Source organism: Paenibacillus lutrae, from assembly GCF_009757775.1.
Lineage (GTDB): Bacteria > Bacillota > Bacilli > Paenibacillales > NBRC-103111 > Paenibacillus_F > Paenibacillus_F lutrae.
The window spans coordinates 1-16,517 of the sequence record NZ_RHLK01000017.1 but is presented as its reverse complement, the minus strand read 5'-3'; the positions used below and the strand labels follow the sequence as shown (position 1 = coordinate 16,517).

At 49.1% G+C, this 16,517-nt stretch carries 15 protein-coding genes; 2 read left to right on the top strand and 13 right to left on the bottom strand.

Annotation, left to right across the window (positions count from 1 at the left end):
- Nucleotides 1-16: 16 nt before the first annotated feature.
- From EDM21_RS21340 to ku, 13 genes are all read right to left on the bottom strand, one after another.
- Entirely contained in the window at nt 17-937 is a 921-nt protein-coding gene (locus EDM21_RS21340) for a carbohydrate ABC transporter permease (protein WP_157338448.1), read from the bottom strand.
- Nucleotides 938-952: 15 nt separating this feature from the next.
- The gene (locus EDM21_RS21335) at nt 953-1,909 is read right to left on the bottom strand and encodes an ABC transporter permease (RefSeq protein ID WP_157338447.1); all 957 of its coding nucleotides are present in this window, start codon (nt 1,907-1,909) and stop codon (nt 953-955) included.
- Nucleotides 1,910-2,110: 201 nt separating this feature from the next.
- On the bottom strand, nt 2,111-2,554 hold the full coding sequence (locus EDM21_RS21330; protein ID WP_157338446.1) for a hypothetical protein: 444 nt from the start codon (nt 2,552-2,554) through the stop codon (nt 2,111-2,113).
- 599 nt (nt 2,555-3,153) lie between these two features.
- Entirely contained in the window at nt 3,154-4,332 is a 1,179-nt protein-coding gene (locus EDM21_RS21325; protein WP_157338445.1) for an aminotransferase class I/II-fold pyridoxal phosphate-dependent enzyme, read from the bottom strand.
- Nucleotides 4,333-4,362: 30 nt separating this feature from the next.
- Nucleotides 4,363-5,826, bottom strand: coding sequence for an aminotransferase class I/II-fold pyridoxal phosphate-dependent enzyme (locus EDM21_RS21320; protein WP_166542120.1), 1,464 nt, complete (start codon nt 5,824-5,826; stop codon nt 4,363-4,365).
- A gap of 154 nt (nt 5,827-5,980) precedes the next feature.
- Nucleotides 5,981-7,579 carry a response regulator transcription factor gene (locus EDM21_RS21315; RefSeq protein ID WP_157338444.1) on the bottom strand — a complete coding sequence of 533 codons (1,599 nt, stop codon included), beginning with the start codon at nt 7,577-7,579 and terminating at the stop codon, nt 5,981-5,983.
- Nucleotides 7,576-9,414 carry a cache domain-containing sensor histidine kinase gene (locus tag EDM21_RS21310; RefSeq protein WP_157338443.1) on the bottom strand — a complete coding sequence of 613 codons (1,839 nt, stop codon included), beginning with the start codon at nt 9,412-9,414 and terminating at the stop codon, nt 7,576-7,578. The genes EDM21_RS21315 and EDM21_RS21310 overlap by 4 nt, the downstream gene beginning before the upstream one ends.
- A gap of 1 nt (nt 9,415) precedes the next feature.
- Nucleotides 9,416-10,960 (bottom strand): extracellular solute-binding protein, encoded by a 1,545-nt coding sequence (locus EDM21_RS21305; RefSeq protein WP_157338442.1) that lies wholly within the window; start codon nt 10,958-10,960, stop codon nt 9,416-9,418.
- A gap of 16 nt (nt 10,961-10,976) precedes the next feature.
- Entirely contained in the window at nt 10,977-12,077 is a 1,101-nt protein-coding gene (locus EDM21_RS21300) for an SGNH/GDSL hydrolase family protein (RefSeq protein WP_157338441.1), read from the bottom strand.
- A gap of 218 nt (nt 12,078-12,295) precedes the next feature.
- Nucleotides 12,296-12,526, bottom strand: a complete 231-nt coding sequence (locus EDM21_RS21295; RefSeq protein WP_157338440.1) for a DUF2188 domain-containing protein — start codon at nt 12,524-12,526, stop codon at nt 12,296-12,298.
- A 110-nt stretch (nt 12,527-12,636) separates the two neighbouring features.
- Nucleotides 12,637-13,521 carry a non-homologous end-joining DNA ligase gene (gene ligD, locus EDM21_RS21290; RefSeq protein ID WP_157338439.1) on the bottom strand — a complete coding sequence of 295 codons (885 nt, stop codon included), beginning with the start codon at nt 13,519-13,521 and terminating at the stop codon, nt 12,637-12,639.
- Nucleotides 13,518-14,423: an ATP-dependent DNA ligase gene (locus EDM21_RS21285; RefSeq protein ID WP_157338438.1), complete on the bottom strand. Its 906-nt coding sequence runs from the start codon at nt 14,421-14,423 to the stop codon at nt 13,518-13,520. The genes ligD and EDM21_RS21285 overlap by 4 nt, the downstream gene beginning before the upstream one ends.
- Nucleotides 14,424-14,426: 3 nt before the next feature.
- Entirely contained in the window at nt 14,427-15,410 is a 984-nt protein-coding gene (ku, locus tag EDM21_RS21280; protein ID WP_157338437.1) for a non-homologous end joining protein Ku, read from the bottom strand.
- A 156-nt stretch (nt 15,411-15,566) separates the two neighbouring features.
- On the opposite strand from ku, the gene EDM21_RS21275 reads away from it, so the two are divergent.
- On the top strand, nt 15,567-16,151 hold the full coding sequence (locus tag EDM21_RS21275) for a D-glycero-alpha-D-manno-heptose-1,7-bisphosphate 7-phosphatase (protein ID WP_157338436.1): 585 nt from the start codon (nt 15,567-15,569) through the stop codon (nt 16,149-16,151).
- Nucleotides 16,152-16,303: 152 nt separating this feature from the next.
- On the top strand, nt 16,304-16,517 hold a 214-nt coding region (locus EDM21_RS21270), incomplete at its 3' end, for a helix-turn-helix domain-containing protein (RefSeq protein ID WP_157338435.1).

Sequence of the window (16,517 nt, the reverse complement as noted above, 5' to 3'; positions counted from 1 at the left end):
GGCAGCCCTCATCCGGTTACCCTTTGACGGAGCCTACCAGGACACCTTTGACAAAATACTTTTGCAGGAACGGGTACACGACCAGAATCGGAAGCGTTGCCAGTAAAATGGATGCGGCCTGAATGGATTGAGGCGTCGTATTCATAGCTGCGTCCACATTGCCCTCTTTAAGGAACTCACCGCTCGAAGATACCAGAAGCTCTTTCAGGAAAAGCTGCATCGGCTTCAGACTCGGATTAGTGATATAGATCATCGCCGCAAAATAATCGTTCCAGAAATAAACCGCGAAGAATAAGGCAATCGTAGCCAGCACGGGCAAAGACAAAGGAAGAATGACATAGAACAGAATGCGCAAGTTGCTCGCACCGTCGATCTTCGCGGATTCTTCAAGACTTTCCGGAAGCCCCTCGAAATAGTTCTTAATAATCAGCATGTTGTACACATTAACCAGAGCCGGCAGAAAGAGGACCGGTAACGTGTTGATCAAGTTCAGATTCTGCATCAGCAGGTACATCGGGATTAACCCGCCGCTGAAGAGCATCGTGAAGATAAAGATAAGCAGCAGCCATTTCCGGCCGCGCAGCCTTGGCTTGGACAGCGGATAGGCCGTAATCGTCGTTAGAAACAAGCTAAGCAGCGTTCCTACGATTGTTAGAATAATCGAGATTTTGAACGAGTTCAGGAACATCTCGTTCTTCAGTACATACGCATACGTTTCTAATTGAAAGCCGACCGGGAACAGGTTGACTTGTCCCGATATAACGGCTGACTCACTGCTGAGTGACTTGGAAATCAAATTCACGAACGGCAAAAGTGTAGTCAGGCCGATCAGAATAAACACCGTATAATTGACGAATTGAAATAACTTTTCCGGCCAAGGCGTCTGTTTTTTTCTTTTGACCGGTTTGGTGCCGGCATATGCTGCTCCGCTACTCATATCCTCTACCCCCTCTTACCAAATTCCGCGCTGCAGATATCTGCGGCTCAAGCTGTTTCCTGTGACGACTAACGTGAAGGCAATCACAGATTCGAACATACCGACAGCTGTGGTGAAGCTGTAATCCTGGTTGCCAAGACCCATCCGGTACACGAAAGTTCCAATGACGTCGGACACGTTGTATACCGTCGGGTTATACATCACCATAATTTGTTCGGTACCCGCTTCGAGCACAGATCCGAGTCGCAGAATAAACATAAGCAGGATTGTCGGCAGAATACCCGGCAGGGTAATGTGCCAAATTTGCTTCATGCGCCCTGCGCCGTCCATTTTAGCCGCTTCATACAGCTGCGGATCGATGGTGGAGAAAGCGGCGAGATACACGATGATGCCCCATCCCGTTTCTTTCCAGCCGGCCGAGCTGACCAGAACGCTTCGGAATACGCTGCTTTCCATGAAGAAAGCGATCGGCTCCATGCCGATCCATACCAGCGCTTTATTCACCATCCCGCCATTTACGGACAGGATATCGATGAAAATACCTGCAACGATGACCCACGACAGAAAATGCGGCAAATAAATGACCGTTTGTATCGTGCGCTTGAACATCATGTTTTTCATTTCGTTCATGAGAATAGCGACCACGATCGGCAGCGGGAACAGGATCAAGATTTTGAGCAAAGAGATGATGAGCGTATTGACGAACACCACCCCAAATTCATCGGAAGTAAACAATTTCTTGAAATTGTCCATTCCTACCCAAGGACTGGCCGCCATCCCATCAAAAATATTGAAATCTTTAAATGCGATAATCAGGCCGTACATCGGGGTGTATTTGAACAGGAGAACGAACAGGATACCCGGAATGAGCAGCAGATACAGATCCCAGTCTTTCAGGATGTCCGATCTTAGCTGCTGGCCGTAACTGCGTTTTGAATTGGAGACTTTCACCTCGGAAGCCGACTGTCTCATCGAATTCCCCCTCATCTAGCTTTGTATAGATCTAGTTTAGAACTTGCCGGGCTTTCTTAGTAGAGGACTCTCATTACTATTTGTGGTACTTTGATGTTGCCTTAAGGAAGCGCAGCACAAAGACAGCCCGTCATTTGCTGACGAGCTGCCTCTTGGAGATATATGTGCAGGGAATGTCACCAGGTAACCCCCGCGTAATGATTAAAGTTTCTTCAAAGCTTTACCGATCAGATCTGGGATCGTACCGCTGCTGTCTAGGGGCGACCAATAGATGACGAAGACATTCTTATGTTCAAAAAGGATCGGTTTATAGGCGAACTTCGCTGTTTGCCCGTAACTTTCAAAAGCCTTGCGTCCAATGCTTCTATTCTCCGCTGAATCAAACACATAAACAGAGATTTTGCCGGTACTTGCGGCATCTGCTTCACCAGCCAAGGCTGTAAATTTAAGGGGATCGACACCCAGCAGTTTAATTTCATTGCCCGGCTCTTGGATAGGATCGATCTTCAGACCTTCTGCCTCAAGTCCTGCTTCAACATCCCCGATCGTCAGTAAAGGTTCGATCACTTTCTTCTCTTGGTCGGTACACCCGGACAGAACTAGAAGCAGCATCACGAACAGCATTGGGACTCGCAACAGCATCATCCTAATCCCCCCTTATTCTTGCGGAAGCGCATTTTTCAACCCCCGGTCGATTTGCCCTCCGAATCTATTGTTTTCCTTATGCTTCCAATATACAATCAGAATATTTTTGTATTCATACACCGAGGGCCTTACTTCCATTTTGGCAAAATCCAATAGTTATTAAATTCCTTGCGTCCCTGTGTACGAGAATCCTCAGAGTTAAATAGATAAATATACAATTCCTCTAATCGATCAACTTGTTCTGTAGGACTTCCCACCGTATAGATAACCGGTTTTACCTTATTGAGAACTAAAGCATCTTTAACGGCCTTAACAGCAAACAATTCAAGGCCTTCTGCCTAAAGCCCTTTTGTTACAGAATCCAGTGTCAGTTTCGTTTCCACTACTCTCTGATCCCGACTTGCGCAGCCTGATCCTGATAATATCGATAGGAAAAGAATCAATAGCAGGGTTGATTTCACTCTCATATCGGACTCCCCTTATGTTCTGTTCATTCTACTAACGGGGTATCCGTAAATAAGGTTGCTGGGGCCAAAGTAAAATGGCATAAAAAAAGATGACCCTTCCATCGTGGTCATCTTTGAATTAACAGACATTAATTAACTTGAGGCTGCGGTAACAACCTGTAATTTCCGCATAAAATGTTCCATCCGCTCCAGCGCCTGATTCAACTGCTCTGGAGCACCTGAGTAGGAACAGCGGACAAATCCTTCCCCGCCTTCTCCAAACACGGATCCTGGTACAACTCCGACTCCGGTTTCTTTTAGCAACTGAAGTGCAAACTGTTCGGAGCTTAATCCCGTATCTGCAATGGAAGGAAAGGCGTAAAACGTCCCCTCCGGCATATGACAAGACAACCCCCTCTCTCTCAATCCTTTGACAAAATAATCTCTCCTCTTACGATAAGCTGTGATCATCCGGTCCTTCTCCGTGAGCCCGCTCCTCAGTGATTCCAGAGCCGCAATCTGTCCGAGGGCCGGGGCGCACATTGTGGTATACTGGTGAATCTTCAACATGGCTTCGATCAACTCACCTTGCCCGCAGGCGTAACCAATCCGCCAGCCTGTCATAGCAAAAGCTTTGGAGAATCCATTAATTACAAGGGTCCGGTCCAACATACCTGGAACTGATGCGATACTGACATGTGTACGATCATATGTCAATTCACTATATACTTCGTCGGAGATAACAATTAGATTATGTTCCTTGACCAGCTCTACAATCGGCAGCCAGTCCTCATAGGTCATAATTGCACCTGTGGGATTATTCGGGTAGTTTAACATCAACACCCTTGAGCGGGAGGTCAGTTTCTCCTTCACTGCTTCAGCCGTAAGCTTAAACTCTTTCTGTGCAGAGGTGTTTACCGTGACAATCTTTCCTCCGTTAATATGAACGATAGGTGAGTAAGCAATATAGCTTGGAGCAGGAATAAGCACCTCATCCCCTTGACGAATAACAGTTCGCAACGCCAAATCCACCGCTTCGCTGGTCCCCACCGTTACCAGCACCTCACTGTCAGGTTTATATGGAAGCCCATAGCTCTGTTGCAAATAATGTGCAATTTCCTCCCGAAGCTCTATGATTCCGGCATTGGATGTATATTTAGTAAATCCCTGATTCAAAGCACGAATACACGCTTCTCTAACAGATTCGGGTGTAGTGAAATCCGGCTCTCCTACTCCTAGCGATATCATACCCTGAGTATTCCTATCAAAAAATGCCCGAATACCCGATGGCGGGATATCCCGCACCAACGGAGAAATCCACTCCTTACCCATAACTCAGCACTCCCTTATTTTAATTCTTAGTTACAATCCGGTCCCCATCTCGATTAACTGTCTGGCAGTATCACCAATAATTTTAATTCCCCTGCCAATATCCTCATCAGTGACACGAGAGAAACCCAGCCGCATCGTATTACTCCCACGATTATCCGTGAAGAAGATATCTCCCGGGGTAAAAATTACCCCCTGATCTGAACAAAGCTCCAACAACTTCCGTGTATCAAATCCAATCTCAAAAGTGACAAACAGATGCAGTCCCCCATGACCGGAAAGCTGAGCATAAGGGATATGCTCCCTGCAGCACTGCAGGGTCCATTCATATTTGCGCTTGTATTCGGTGCGTGCTTTCTTTAAGTACTTCTCCAGATTTCCATTGTGCAAATATTGATAAAGAACCGATTGGTCCAATGTTGATGTATGAATCGTACGCGCTCGCTTAATGCTCTCCAAATAGTCAATCAGTTCAGCATCCGCCAGTACCCAGCCCACTCGTATACCGGGAAACAGCACCTTGGAGAAACTTCCCAAATAAATTACACTATTGCCGCTGCCCGCCCCTGCCATTAATGGAGATACATGCGATCCGCTGTAGCGCAGCTCCTCATTAAAGCCATCCTCGATGACAGGAATCCCGTACTGATTCATCAGAGTCATCAGTTCATGACGTTTCTTCGGAGACATTACAATCCCGGTAGGATTATGATAGGAAGGGACCAAATAAGCGCAATCGTAAGTTTGTTCAGACACAGCCCGCTCAAGCTCTGTTAAGTTAATCCCGTCATCCTCCATCGGGATGCCTGTGATTTGAAATCCATGTAATTTAAAATTCTTAATGGCCGTGTGGTGGGTCGGATTTTCACACAGCACCTTGCCACTCCTTTTTCCAAGTGCCGACAATACAATATCCAACCCCTCTGTGAACCCGTTAGTGATCAGAATATCCTTGCCTTTCAGATCGACACCCTTATGCTGCATATAGCGTAATAAAAAGTCCATCAGCGGCTTATAGCCTTTGGCATATCCGTAGTTGAGCAACACATCCCCCTCCACAGACATCCGATCCATGAACGCCCGTTTTACATTCCCTATATCAAACAACGTCTCGTCCGGCGCAATACTGGTAAAAGAGATCGTTCCCTTCCGTGCACGGATGCCGTGCTTCATCAAATCAAGCTGCTCAGCCAGCCGAGCATGATCATTAATCCGCTCCTGCCAATCAATCTGACAAGCTTGATTAGCTGTTCCGCCTGATACAGCAGCCACATAATTTCCTTTTCCCCGAACTGTATAGGTAAATCCGTCTTCTTCCAGTCCGGCATATGCCGAAATCACGGTATTGCGGCTAAGCTTCATCTGCACACCCAGTTCACGGGTAGACGGCAACTTCTGGTGAGGTTGTAAGGCACCTTTTATAATGATAAGTTTCATGTAATCTTTTAATTGAATATAGACCGGACGGTCTCCTGCAGGTTCAAAATCACGAAACACAACATCGCCCCCAGTGCTATCATGTCACAGAGTGAGGTATAAAAAAAGAACCACCGGCCTGGATGTTTCATCCGGTTGTGGTTCTTTGCTAGACATAGATCTCTGCGATTTTAATTTTATTTTTATTCTAATTTCATTTTTCCTGCGCAACGACTCAGTGCTTCATCTCTCCCGGTGTCACGCCCCAATATTTGCGGAACACCTTCGTGAAATAACTGACATCCCGGTAACCGACAATACGTGCTGCATCGTATACTTTTGCCCCATCAAGCAGGGCTGATTTCGCCCGGTCCATTTTACGATCCAGTACATAGGCCGAGAAAGCGACGCCTGTTTCCTGTTTGAACAAGCGGCTCAAATAGGAGGAATTCACGTACAGCCGGTCCGCTACGCTGTGCAGAGTAATGTCGCTGTCGATTTCCGCTTCTACAATCGACAGAATCGTTTTGACAACTTGATGGCTGGTCGTTTTGCGCTGCTCCTGCATATACGCGATGAATTTACGGACGGTACGTTCCAGCCACGAATGGATTTGCTGCTTGGTCGTCAGCTTGGTCACATCTTGATAATAGATGTAATCCTCACGCACGACATCCTGAACCCGCCAGCCTTGTTTGTGTATGATACGGATGATGAGACTGGACCAATACATAAGTCCCTCGTGCATTTCAGCCACCGTCCCCGATTGCTCCATTCCCTGCGACCACAGCTCGGCCAGCGCCTCCAGCGCCTTGCTCTCATCACTTGTCTCCAGCGCAATCTCCAGCGTCTTCTCCGAATTGTTAGACAGAGGTACGCCCGTGCTCCCGGCAGGCTTGTCCTGATAAGGTATCGCGATATCCGATCCGTATACGATGCGGTCCTGCAAGGCCTGATAGGCCTGGCTATACAACTTGCTGACCTCATCCAGGCTGCCCGTTCCCCCGCTGATACCGGCGCTGCACGTAATCTTCAGGCATTCCTTTACCTGCGACAGCAGCTTGACGATGGCCGCATTCACACGCAGCATCACATCGTTGGCCCTCTCGCCGCTCGGCATGGCGAACAGGATCAGCGTGAACCCGTTGCTGTCCGTGAAGACCCAGCAGCCGTGGTTCTGCAGGAATTCGCGCGCCACACACTGCAGGGAAAACCGCAGCAGCGGCATATCCCCGCTCTTGTAGCGCGGTTCATCCAGCGACAGCGGATCTACATCAGCAAGCGCCACCGTGTATTGCATGGTTTCATCCAGATTCAGCAGATAGTCCCGGCTAATCTTGCGGATTTCCCACAGGTCGTATTTGCCGCTGATGAGATTCTGGAAGAACGTGGTCTGCAGCTGCGGCAGATGCTCCGACCATTTCTCCTGCAGCTCCGCCTGGCTGTGCCAGCGGTCCAGCTCCTGCCGCAGGGACTCGGCCGCGCTTAGAACCGTGGCCAGTATTTCCTCGTCACCTGCCGGTTTCAGCAGGTAATTGGATACACCCGCTTCCATCGCAAGCTGCGCAAACCCGAAATTGTCATGTCCGCTCAGAATGATCATTTTAATAAAAGCATCTTTCTCGCGCAGCTTTTGGGCGAGGGTAAGCCCGTCCATTTCCGGCATCTGCACGTCCAAAAGTACAATATCCGGTTTCTTCCGTTCGAAGAGATACAGAGCCTCCGCTCCGCTTGCCGCTTGCGCGATGACCTCAATACCGTTTTCTTCCCACGGGATGTTGTTGACGAGTGAATTACGAAGCCTTACTTCATCTTCCACGATCATTAAATTCATGCTCCCGCCTCCATTTCATCCTCAGTTTGTTCACTTTGCAAGAAAACGTCCTTGCATTTATTCAGCGGAAGCTTCAGTGTCGTCCGGGTCCCTTCCCCTTCCGTACTCTCGATGAACAGGGAGCCCTCCTTGCCGTAATACAATTTCACCCTCGTTATGACATTCCGGAGCCCGAACAGATCTTCTATCTGGTCTTCTTCCAGCGAATACAGTTTATAGTTGCGGGCATTCAGTCGCTCCAGCTCACCTTGAATATAATGCAGCCTTTCCTCCTTAATGCCGCTCCCGTTGTCCCGTACGATCAGCAGCAGCAGTTCCCCTTCTATCCGGGTTTCGATAATGAGCCGGCCGCCGTCTTCCTTCCCGTCCATCCCGTGCAGGATGGCATTCTCAACAAGAGGCTGCAGCAGCAGCTTCAGAATCGGAACGTCCCGGGTCCGTTCGTCAATCTGATATTCAACCTCGAAATTTTCCAGAAAACGAATTTGCTGAATCCGGATATAGAAGTGCAAATGCGATATACTCTCCCCGATCGGGAACACGTCTCTTCCTTTATTCAAGCTCAGCCTGAAAAATTTCGACAAATTCAGCACCATCTCGCTGATTTCGTCCGCCTCGTAATTTTTCGCCGTCCAATAAATGGAATCCAGCGTGTTGTATAAGAAATGCGGATTAATCTGAGATTGAAGGAACTTAAGTTCCGTCCGGGCCAGCCTTAAATTCTGTTCATAATGATCTTCAATCAAGTGCTTTTGCTGCTGCGCCATTTTATTAAAAGAATCCGTCAAGTACCCGAACTCATCCTTGCGTTTATTCTCCAGCTGGATATTCAATTTACCGCTGCCGAATCTTTTGATTCCATGGGATAATTTCTGCAGGGGTGAAGCGATTCCGGAATAGATCACCCACGAGATCCATAGCGCCAGCAGGATGCTGATCCCGATAATCCCATAGGTATACCGGGCTACCTGCTCGGTATCGCGGTACAATTCGCTTTCCGGCTGCATCATCGTCAGCTTCCATTTGGATGATTGGGAATGTGTCGTGACAGACAGCATATCCGGCTCGAAAGGTACGACAATATCCTTCGTCTCGCCGTTCTTGCCCACCCCCACAATCATGTCCCCGTCGCTATTGGTCAGAAAAATCCGGGTGTTATCCGAGGGCAGCAAAGGCTTAATCAAATTCAGCAGTTTGGTCTTATTTAAAGAAATAAGCAGAACGTTCGGCTGCCTGTCCGGATTGTACAGATCCATGGACCGGATCAGTGTCACACTGTCCGAAACCACTAACTTGCCTAGTGTAACCTGCCCGTCCACAATTTCACTCGGCAGCATATACAGAATGCCTGTCCCGTTAGACTGCGCCGTTCTGGTCATGAAATCTTGTTCAGGAAGGCCGGCGAGTTTCCTGCCTCCATAATAATTGGATAGAAGCATATTGGAAGAATGGTGATAGACCGAGATTTGCGTAGCAATATTATTAATGGAATTGAGATTCGAGAGCTGTTTCATAAGCTGCGCAAAATCAACAATAGCTTCCGGCGTCAATTCTTTGCCGTTACGCTCCAGTAAGGTAACCATATCGGCATCCGTTGAAATAAGGGTGGAAAGTTCCTCCGCACTCTGGAGCGTTAAATCAATGTAATCCATTGCAGAGTCCAGTGCCAGTCTGGAGCGCTCGGTTGCCTGCTCTACCAAGATTTCCTGGGAGCGTTCATTCGCAAACAAACTGACCAGAACAAGCGGAAGCAGAATCAGCAGGAAGTAGCAGGTCAAACGCACCTGTATATTATGACGGAACCGGTTGACTATCCATGTCAGCACTCTGCTCATGCTAATCCCCCTGCGCTCTTCCCGGCGCGCGGTACCACTCATTGACTTCTTGTGTCATTTCATCGCCGCCTTCTTTCATCCACTGTTCCACGACCCCGCCAAACTGATCAAGCGGCTTGACACCCATAATCATAAGAACGAATTTCTCCCTCAGTTCTTTCTGCTTCTGCACGTATTTGCTCATAGCGGGAGTCGGTGACCCGTAGAAAGCATTCGGGATTAGATTGTCTTCAATCCGCATCAAGTTCTCATAGAGTTGAAAGTCTCCGAGCGAATCCAGCCTCTGTTTGGATATGTCCGGTTTCTCCAGGTCTATGAGCGACTGATACATCCCCCTGTACAAATGTTTGTCGTGCTCGACAAAATCCGTGATCATCTTGCCGTTTTCCATCCGCCATACTTCATTCTCAAAGCCGAGTTTAAGGTCTCTATACCCGTCTCCCGCCATGAAGTTGAGGAATCGGATCACATCCTCCGCCTGTTTGCTTTGAACCGGAATTACGTTATAAGATCGGATCAGCTCGGTCGCATACACGCCCTTATCCCCGTAAGGACCGACCGGATATGGGAGAGGAATCCACACGGCCCGCGGATCTCTTTTCTTATTCGCTGCAATCGGACCGCGCGTATCGTACCAAGTGGCGGAGAACAGACCGACTTTGCCGGAGATGATTTTGTCGATCATGCTGTTGTACCGGTTTAATGGAAACTCCGTATCCAGCAGTTTTTCTTTATAGAGCTTATTCAGAAAAGCAAGCGCTTCCTTTGTTTCAGGCAGGGTACTGCTGTAAACAAGCTCTCCATACCGGTCCATCCACTGGTCAAGCTGGATTCCGAATGCTCCGAAGAAGGGGGCGCTGCGCCCTAAGGAATCGGAGAAGGTCAGACCGATCGTATCATCGATTCCGTTCCCGTCGGGATCATCCTGTGTAAAGGCGCGGATAACCTCATAATATTCATCCAGCGTGACTGGCGGTTTCAGACCCAGCCGATCCAGCCAATCTTGGCGCACATACATAAGCTCCAGCCCTTTGACTGTGTTCAGGCTCGGAATGGCATAAATTTTACCCTCCACGGTAACCCGGTCCCAAGCTTCCTTGGGAATATTCTTCTTCAAATCAGGTCCGAACCGGTCGATCAGATCGTCAAGAGGCATGAGCTTGTCCTGCTTGGCGTAATTATTCATCCATACCTGCTCCGAATAATTAATCATATCGGGTGTACTTCCGGATGCCATGATTACGTTTAACTTTTCCTCGTAGACATCCTTCGGAGGAATGGTGATCTGGACGTCGAGCTTCGTATGTTCTTCAATATACGACAGGTAAGGATTGTTGTTCTCGTCCAGTCCTGCCGGGAACGTCAATCCGAGATCATTAATCACAATCGAAATACGTGATTCAGCACCCGTATGCTCCTGCGTCCCGGGCTTCTCGGTTTGGAACAAACCGTCCGAATTTATACACCCGGTGAGCAGGAGAAACAGCGCCGTCACACAAAGACCCTTCAGCGGCTGATGAGAGCTTCTGCTAAAAATGTTGATCATAGCATCGCATCCGCCGTTAAGATTTCAGACACTGCTTGATAACCGGAAGCAGCTGCTGCGCCATCTGCATAAATCCGTAATCGCTCGGATGAATGCCGTCTACAGTACACTCCGCCCAGTTCTCCCCCAGCATTTCGGATCCGTCATAAAACGTAATATAACGGTCACCGGCAGCGATCCGCTTCTCCACTTCTTCTTTTTGAAGCCGCTTACGCTCCAGCTTTCTTTGCTTAACCTCGGGATCGAACGTTTCACCGGCAAACTTAATGCACGATACGAGAAGAATCGGAACCTCCGGATGCTTTTCCCGATACAGATCCAGAAAAACGGACAAAGTCGACTCCATCATGTCCACAGATCCCGAGTTAGCCTCGTAATCCATCACAAAAAGCGCCGGATCGGGAATTTCACGGATTACCTTGGCAACGTTAGGCTCTCCTTTTCCATTACCGGAAAAACCCAAATTAATAAACTCCATATTAAGCTGCCTGCTTAAAATATTCGGATAACTCATTCCGGGTCTGCTCGCACAGCCGCCCTGTGTAATGGACGTGCCGTAAATCACAATCTTGTCTGTCCGCTCATATACAGGCGCTTCCCAGATAGAGGCATCCTGGTCCGTACCGATCCACAGCTCTTCCACGCCCTGATAGAGCGGGAAGTTCAGAGTCAGACATCTGCGCTCACGATCCGTGAATTTAAACAACCGGTACGTATATTCCGTCACGCTGCTTCCGACAGATGCCGTAGCGCAGTACTGCTGGTTACCCGGCTGCCCTACATAGAGGTCAAACCCGCACTGGCCCATTGGCGTCATATTATTCAAATAAGCCGAACCGCTCAGTTTTACGCGAACATGGAGTTCTTTCGTATCCGAGTAAAAACGCACTTGCCCGCCTGATGTACAATTCGCCAGAATATCTACGGCAACCGGAATTTCATAATCCGGCTCCACCGGGAGACGGCGATATTTTCCATCCTTCTCCAACCAAGCGAAACCTGCCACATGCATAGGGGCTTGCCGGGGATCCCACCATTTAACCGTCTGGTCCGCTTGGCACTCAACATTCATATTGCTGTCCAGACGGGCTGCATTCACTTTAGTTGTCTCTGTCATCCGGGTCACTCCTCACGATTTGTATCCTTCTTCTCTAACTTACCGTTGATTTTTCGGATATGCAAAGCATTTTTTTAAGCCCTCCTTTTATGCGGGTGCAGGCCTGCTCGTTTTTAATGCCTCCATCGTTACCTTGTATTTACAAAAAAACATTCCTTCTTCTATTTATTAGAAGAAAGAATGTTCCTTATAAATCAACCTATTTATAACACAGGATATTAACCCTTTGGAGGGAAAGGATCGTTCCCGTAGCTGTTGGATTCCGCTATTTTACCATCCCGGTTATGGATTTTATGCTCCGTTTCATCCCGCTTCGCTTCTTCACGGCCGCGTGCCTGCGCCTCTTCTTTCTTGTCGTGATGACTGATTTTCTCACCGTCTTTCTGGTTATCCCAGCCTCCTTGCGGACTCGGGGTTGTATGCACAGATGCGGAGTTAGATTCGGACATGCTGATCACCTTCCCTTTTGAATTAAGTTGTATTACCCCTTGTCCGGTATTTCTACACAATCACAGCCGGTTCCGTTCTATCTGGTTAAGCCCGGGTTTTATAACCGCCTTCAGCGGACGAATTCCAAGATCGTGTCCAAGGACTGCTTCTTCTGCTTGGCCATTAAATCTCCGTATTTATGCAATCGTTCATCGACGGTAAACAAAGTAAACTGCTTCAAATCCACACCCTGCCTGACCTCGTCCCATGTCAGCGGTGTAGACACGGTTGCCTGTGCTCTGCCACGCGGAGTATAAGGCGCCGCCAAGCTTTTACCCGCCGCATGCTGCACATAGTCCACATAAATCCGGTTCCCGCGATCCTTCAGCAGCCGCTCTATCGTGAACAAATCCGGATATTTCTCCGACAAATATTCGCCTAGAAATTTACCGACCCGCCTCAACTCACCGAACGTATAACCGGGTTTGATCGGGACTATAATCTGCACGCCGGTGGCTCCGGATGTTTTGGGTACCGATGCAATACCCATCCCGGTTAAAGTCTCGCCGATCATCGCGACAGCTTCCATAAGCCGGGGCTCATCCTCCGTACTCGGGTCTATGTCCAGGACCCACTCCGCCGGCTCTTCGCCTCCGATATATTCAAAGGAAGGATGAAATTCCAAAGCAGCCAAATTGCCCAGCCACAGCAAAGTGGATACCGAGTCCAGATTGATATAGCGAATTCCTTCTTTCTGAGAGGTCTGTACGTATGGCGGCAGCGGAGAAGGCGCATTTTTCTGATAAAAGGATTTCCCGCCTACTCCGTCCGGATAACGGATGGTCGTCAAATATCTATTCCGGCAGTACCGCAGCAGGTAGGGAGCCAGCAGGACCAATTTTTGCAGATACATCCCTTTGGTGATGCCCGCTTCCGGCCACAGCAGCTTATCCGGATTCGTTACTCTTATTTCGTTGCCGTCCACTTCGACTGTGCCGACTTGTTGCGGACTCATAGGGGAATCCCTCCGATGGAAAGCAGTTTAGGATGCCGCAGTATTCCATTCTCCGTCACTTCGCGGCCAGTCACGAGCAGGGGAAGCGGCTCCTCCAGCCACCGTACGTCCATGCCCCTTAAGCCTTCCGGAGCAGCCGGGAAATAATCTTCCAGACTGCGCCCCGCCTCTAAGCTAAGCAATTTCTGCTTGGAGCGCTGGCTCAGACCCGAAGAAACACGGCCGAAATAACGACCGCTTCTGCGCATGACCAGACTCGCCGCCCGGCCTTCCTTTACCAGCACCCCGACGCCTTGGGCCTCTACCCGGAGCACTGTTTTACGCTTAAACCAATCATGGTGATCTTTCCCGGAACGGTACGGGCTGCTAAGCCGCTTCGATATTATTCCTTCCCATGCGTTCGCTTCCGCCCAGTCCCAGAGAGCTTGCCCGTCCTCATACAGATCCGTTACATAGAGTGGAGGTTCCCAGCTAGCGCCTGCTTCCTGAAGCAGCTTGTATCTTTCTTGAAAAGAAACCCGCCGCAGATCCTCCTGTCCCAGCTGGATCAGGTCAAAAAGCATGTAATGCGCCGGTTCTCGCTGCGCAGATCGATTAATAAGCCCAAGGCCCGTCAGCTTGTCGCGCTGCTGCATTTTCTGGAAGCTGGGTTTACCTGTGGCCGGATCCAGGATAACCGCCTCTCCATCCAGTACATAGCTCCCTTCCAGCTTTTCCAACGCTTTGACCAGATCGGGATAGTTGAGATTTTTAGGCAGCATTTTCTTGGAGAACAGCTCCACCCGGCCCTGATCCACAAGCGCAATGATCCGGAATCCGTCCCATTTCAGCTGGTACACCCAGTCATCTCCTCCGGGTATATCCGTTGAAAGAATCGGGGACATCGGTGTAAATCGCTGCATGCGTCAGCTCCCTGTCTTCTTGGCAGCAGCTTTGCTGCGGCGCTTCGCCGGACCTGTTCCTTCGGGCTTTTTCTTGGAAGGGCTCTTCGCTTTGCTCTTGGATGAACTTCTGGCCTCAGAGCCGGAAGCGGATCCGGAGCGGCTCTTGGTAGAACGTTTCGTTTTCCTGCCGGCGGACTTCTTCTCACTTTCGCCTTCATCTTCCTCTTGTCCCAGATTACTCTTCATCTGCTTCAGACTTTGCTGCAGGGCATCCATCAGATCGATTACATTCGTTTTCTTCTCTTCCGGCGCTACCTTCACTTCTTTGCCCTCCACCTTATCGTCAATGGCATCGAGCAGCCTTTCCCGGTAATCATCCTCGTATTTATCCGGTTCAAAACTCCCCGTCAACTGGTCAATCAGCATCAGAGCCATATCCAGCTCACGCTTGTCGGCTTTTTGCTGTTTTGGAAGATTAGGGACTTGTTCTTTGGGACGGATTTCTTCCGCATACCACATCGTCACCATAGACAGCACACCGTCAATGACCCGGATCGCGGCGAGGCTGCTCTTGGAGCGGATCGTCACATTGGCGATTCCGATCTTCTCCGATTTCTCCAGTGCCGACACTAGCAGATTATAGGCATGCGAACCCGTTTCATCCGGTGCGAGATAGTACGTTTTCTGAAAATAAATCGGATCGATTTCTTCCAGGTGCACAAAATCCACAATCCGGATTTCCCTTGATTTTTCATCGGCAAGAGCTTCCAGTTCTTTTTTATCGAAAGTCACAAAATGACCGGGTTCATACTCGTATCCTTTCACAATATCGCTCCAGCTCACATCTTCTTCGCATTTAGGACAAGTCCGGTGATATTGGATCGGAACGTTATACTCTTTATGCAGCATTCGCATGGAAATATCATTGTCTTCCGTAGCCGTATACATTTTGACGGGGACGTTGACCAGACCGAAACTGATCGCGCCTTTCCAGATCGTTTGCATGCTTGTTTCCTCCGTTTCCTTTCCTGTACATGTTATGTAGCCTATTAACCCTCTGAGAAGACCGTAAATCAGGTTGACTTGTGGTAAAAATCAGGTAGGAAGGGTAAAGAAAAAGATCAGCATCCTACAATGGGAAAACGGGAGGGACAGAATGATATGCGAAAAGCTGTTTTTCTGGATAGAGACGGGGTCATCAACGAAGTCCGGTCCCAGAGAGTGCATTATGTGAATAAAGCGGAAGATGTATTCCTGCTGCCGGGAGTCCCCCAAGCCGTCCAGGCGCTTAAGGAAGCGGGGTATCTGGTGTTTATCGTCACCAATCAAGGAGGGATCGGACTCGGTTATATGTCGTCAGCTCAGCTCCATGCGGTTCACCGGCAGCTTCTCCAGCTGCTTGAAAAAGACGGTGCGGTCATTGACGATATTGCCTATTGTCCGCACCGCCCGGGAGCGGGGTGCCTGTGCCGCAAACCCGAGCCCGGCATGATCCTCGACTTAGCGCAGAAGCACCGGGTGCACTTGCCGCAATGCTATACGATCGGCGACAGAGCCCCGGACACTGCCGCAGGCCGCTTAGCCGGGACCCGTACGATCCGCATTCTTTCCGGTCAACAGACCGACCCCGATACGAATGCGGATCTGACCGCCGGATCGCTTCTTGAAGCTGCGCTTCTAATCGTACAAGAACAGCTGCAGGAGCAAGCAAAGCAGGCACAGCGTTCTTCTTCATCAAATTCATAATTTCAAGCGCGGCTTCACGTTCGTCCGCATCGGAAGAGGATGTGTAGAAGCAAATTAAAAAGCCGCTTCCCGGTTATTGAAGTGCACCCCTTAGAATAGACATTGGAAAAACCCTTGGTGATTCCGATGAATTCTAAGGGGTGCATTTTTTCATGGCGCATAAGGGACAAACCTTTAAACACTATCCAGAATCATTGAAGGTAGAAGCAATTAGACTGCATGCGGAAGAAGGTTGGAGTTACAGAAAAATAACAGAGCATTTGGAGATTCATGACAAGGATCGTGTGAGGAAATGGATGAGGAAATATCGTCTAGAAGGACAAGCATCTTTTGTGGATAGGCGAGGAAATCCTTGTCGGACAGAGA

What these genes read in the sequence shown, in the direction of transcription:
- EDM21_RS21335 (WP_157338447.1), bottom strand. Translation starts at nt 1,909, where the DNA reads ATGAGACAGTCGGCTTCCGAGGTGAAAGTCTCCAATTCAAAACGCAGT.
- EDM21_RS21305 (WP_157338442.1), bottom strand. Translation starts at nt 10,960, where the DNA reads ATGATCAACATTTTTAGCAGAAGCTCTCATCAGCCGCTGAAGGGTCTT.
- EDM21_RS21310 (WP_157338443.1), bottom strand. Translation starts at nt 9,414, where the DNA reads ATGAGCAGAGTGCTGACATGGATAGTCAACCGGTTCCGTCATAATATA.
- ku (WP_157338437.1), bottom strand. Translation starts at nt 15,410, where the DNA reads ATGCAAACGATCTGGAAAGGCGCGATCAGTTTCGGTCTGGTCAACGTC.
- EDM21_RS21340 (WP_157338448.1), bottom strand. Translation starts at nt 937, where the DNA reads ATGAGTAGCGGAGCAGCATATGCCGGCACCAAACCGGTCAAAAGAAAA.
- EDM21_RS21285 (WP_157338438.1), bottom strand. Translation starts at nt 14,423, where the DNA reads ATGCAGCGATTTACACCGATGTCCCCGATTCTTTCAACGGATATACCC.
- EDM21_RS21330 (WP_157338446.1), bottom strand. Translation starts at nt 2,554, where the DNA reads ATGATGCTGTTGCGAGTCCCAATGCTGTTCGTGATGCTGCTTCTAGTT.
- EDM21_RS21300 (WP_157338441.1), bottom strand. Translation starts at nt 12,077, where the DNA reads ATGACAGAGACAACTAAAGTGAATGCAGCCCGTCTGGACAGCAATATG.
- ligD (WP_157338439.1), bottom strand. Translation starts at nt 13,521, where the DNA reads ATGAGTCCGCAACAAGTCGGCACAGTCGAAGTGGACGGCAACGAAATA.
- EDM21_RS21295 (WP_157338440.1), bottom strand. Translation starts at nt 12,526, where the DNA reads ATGTCCGAATCTAACTCCGCATCTGTGCATACAACCCCGAGTCCGCAA.
- EDM21_RS21275 (WP_157338436.1), top strand. Translation starts at nt 15,567, where the DNA reads ATGCGAAAAGCTGTTTTTCTGGATAGAGACGGGGTCATCAACGAAGTC.
- EDM21_RS21325 (WP_157338445.1), bottom strand. Translation starts at nt 4,332, where the DNA reads ATGGGTAAGGAGTGGATTTCTCCGTTGGTGCGGGATATCCCGCCATCG.
- EDM21_RS21315 (WP_157338444.1), bottom strand. Translation starts at nt 7,579, where the DNA reads ATGAATTTAATGATCGTGGAAGATGAAGTAAGGCTTCGTAATTCACTC.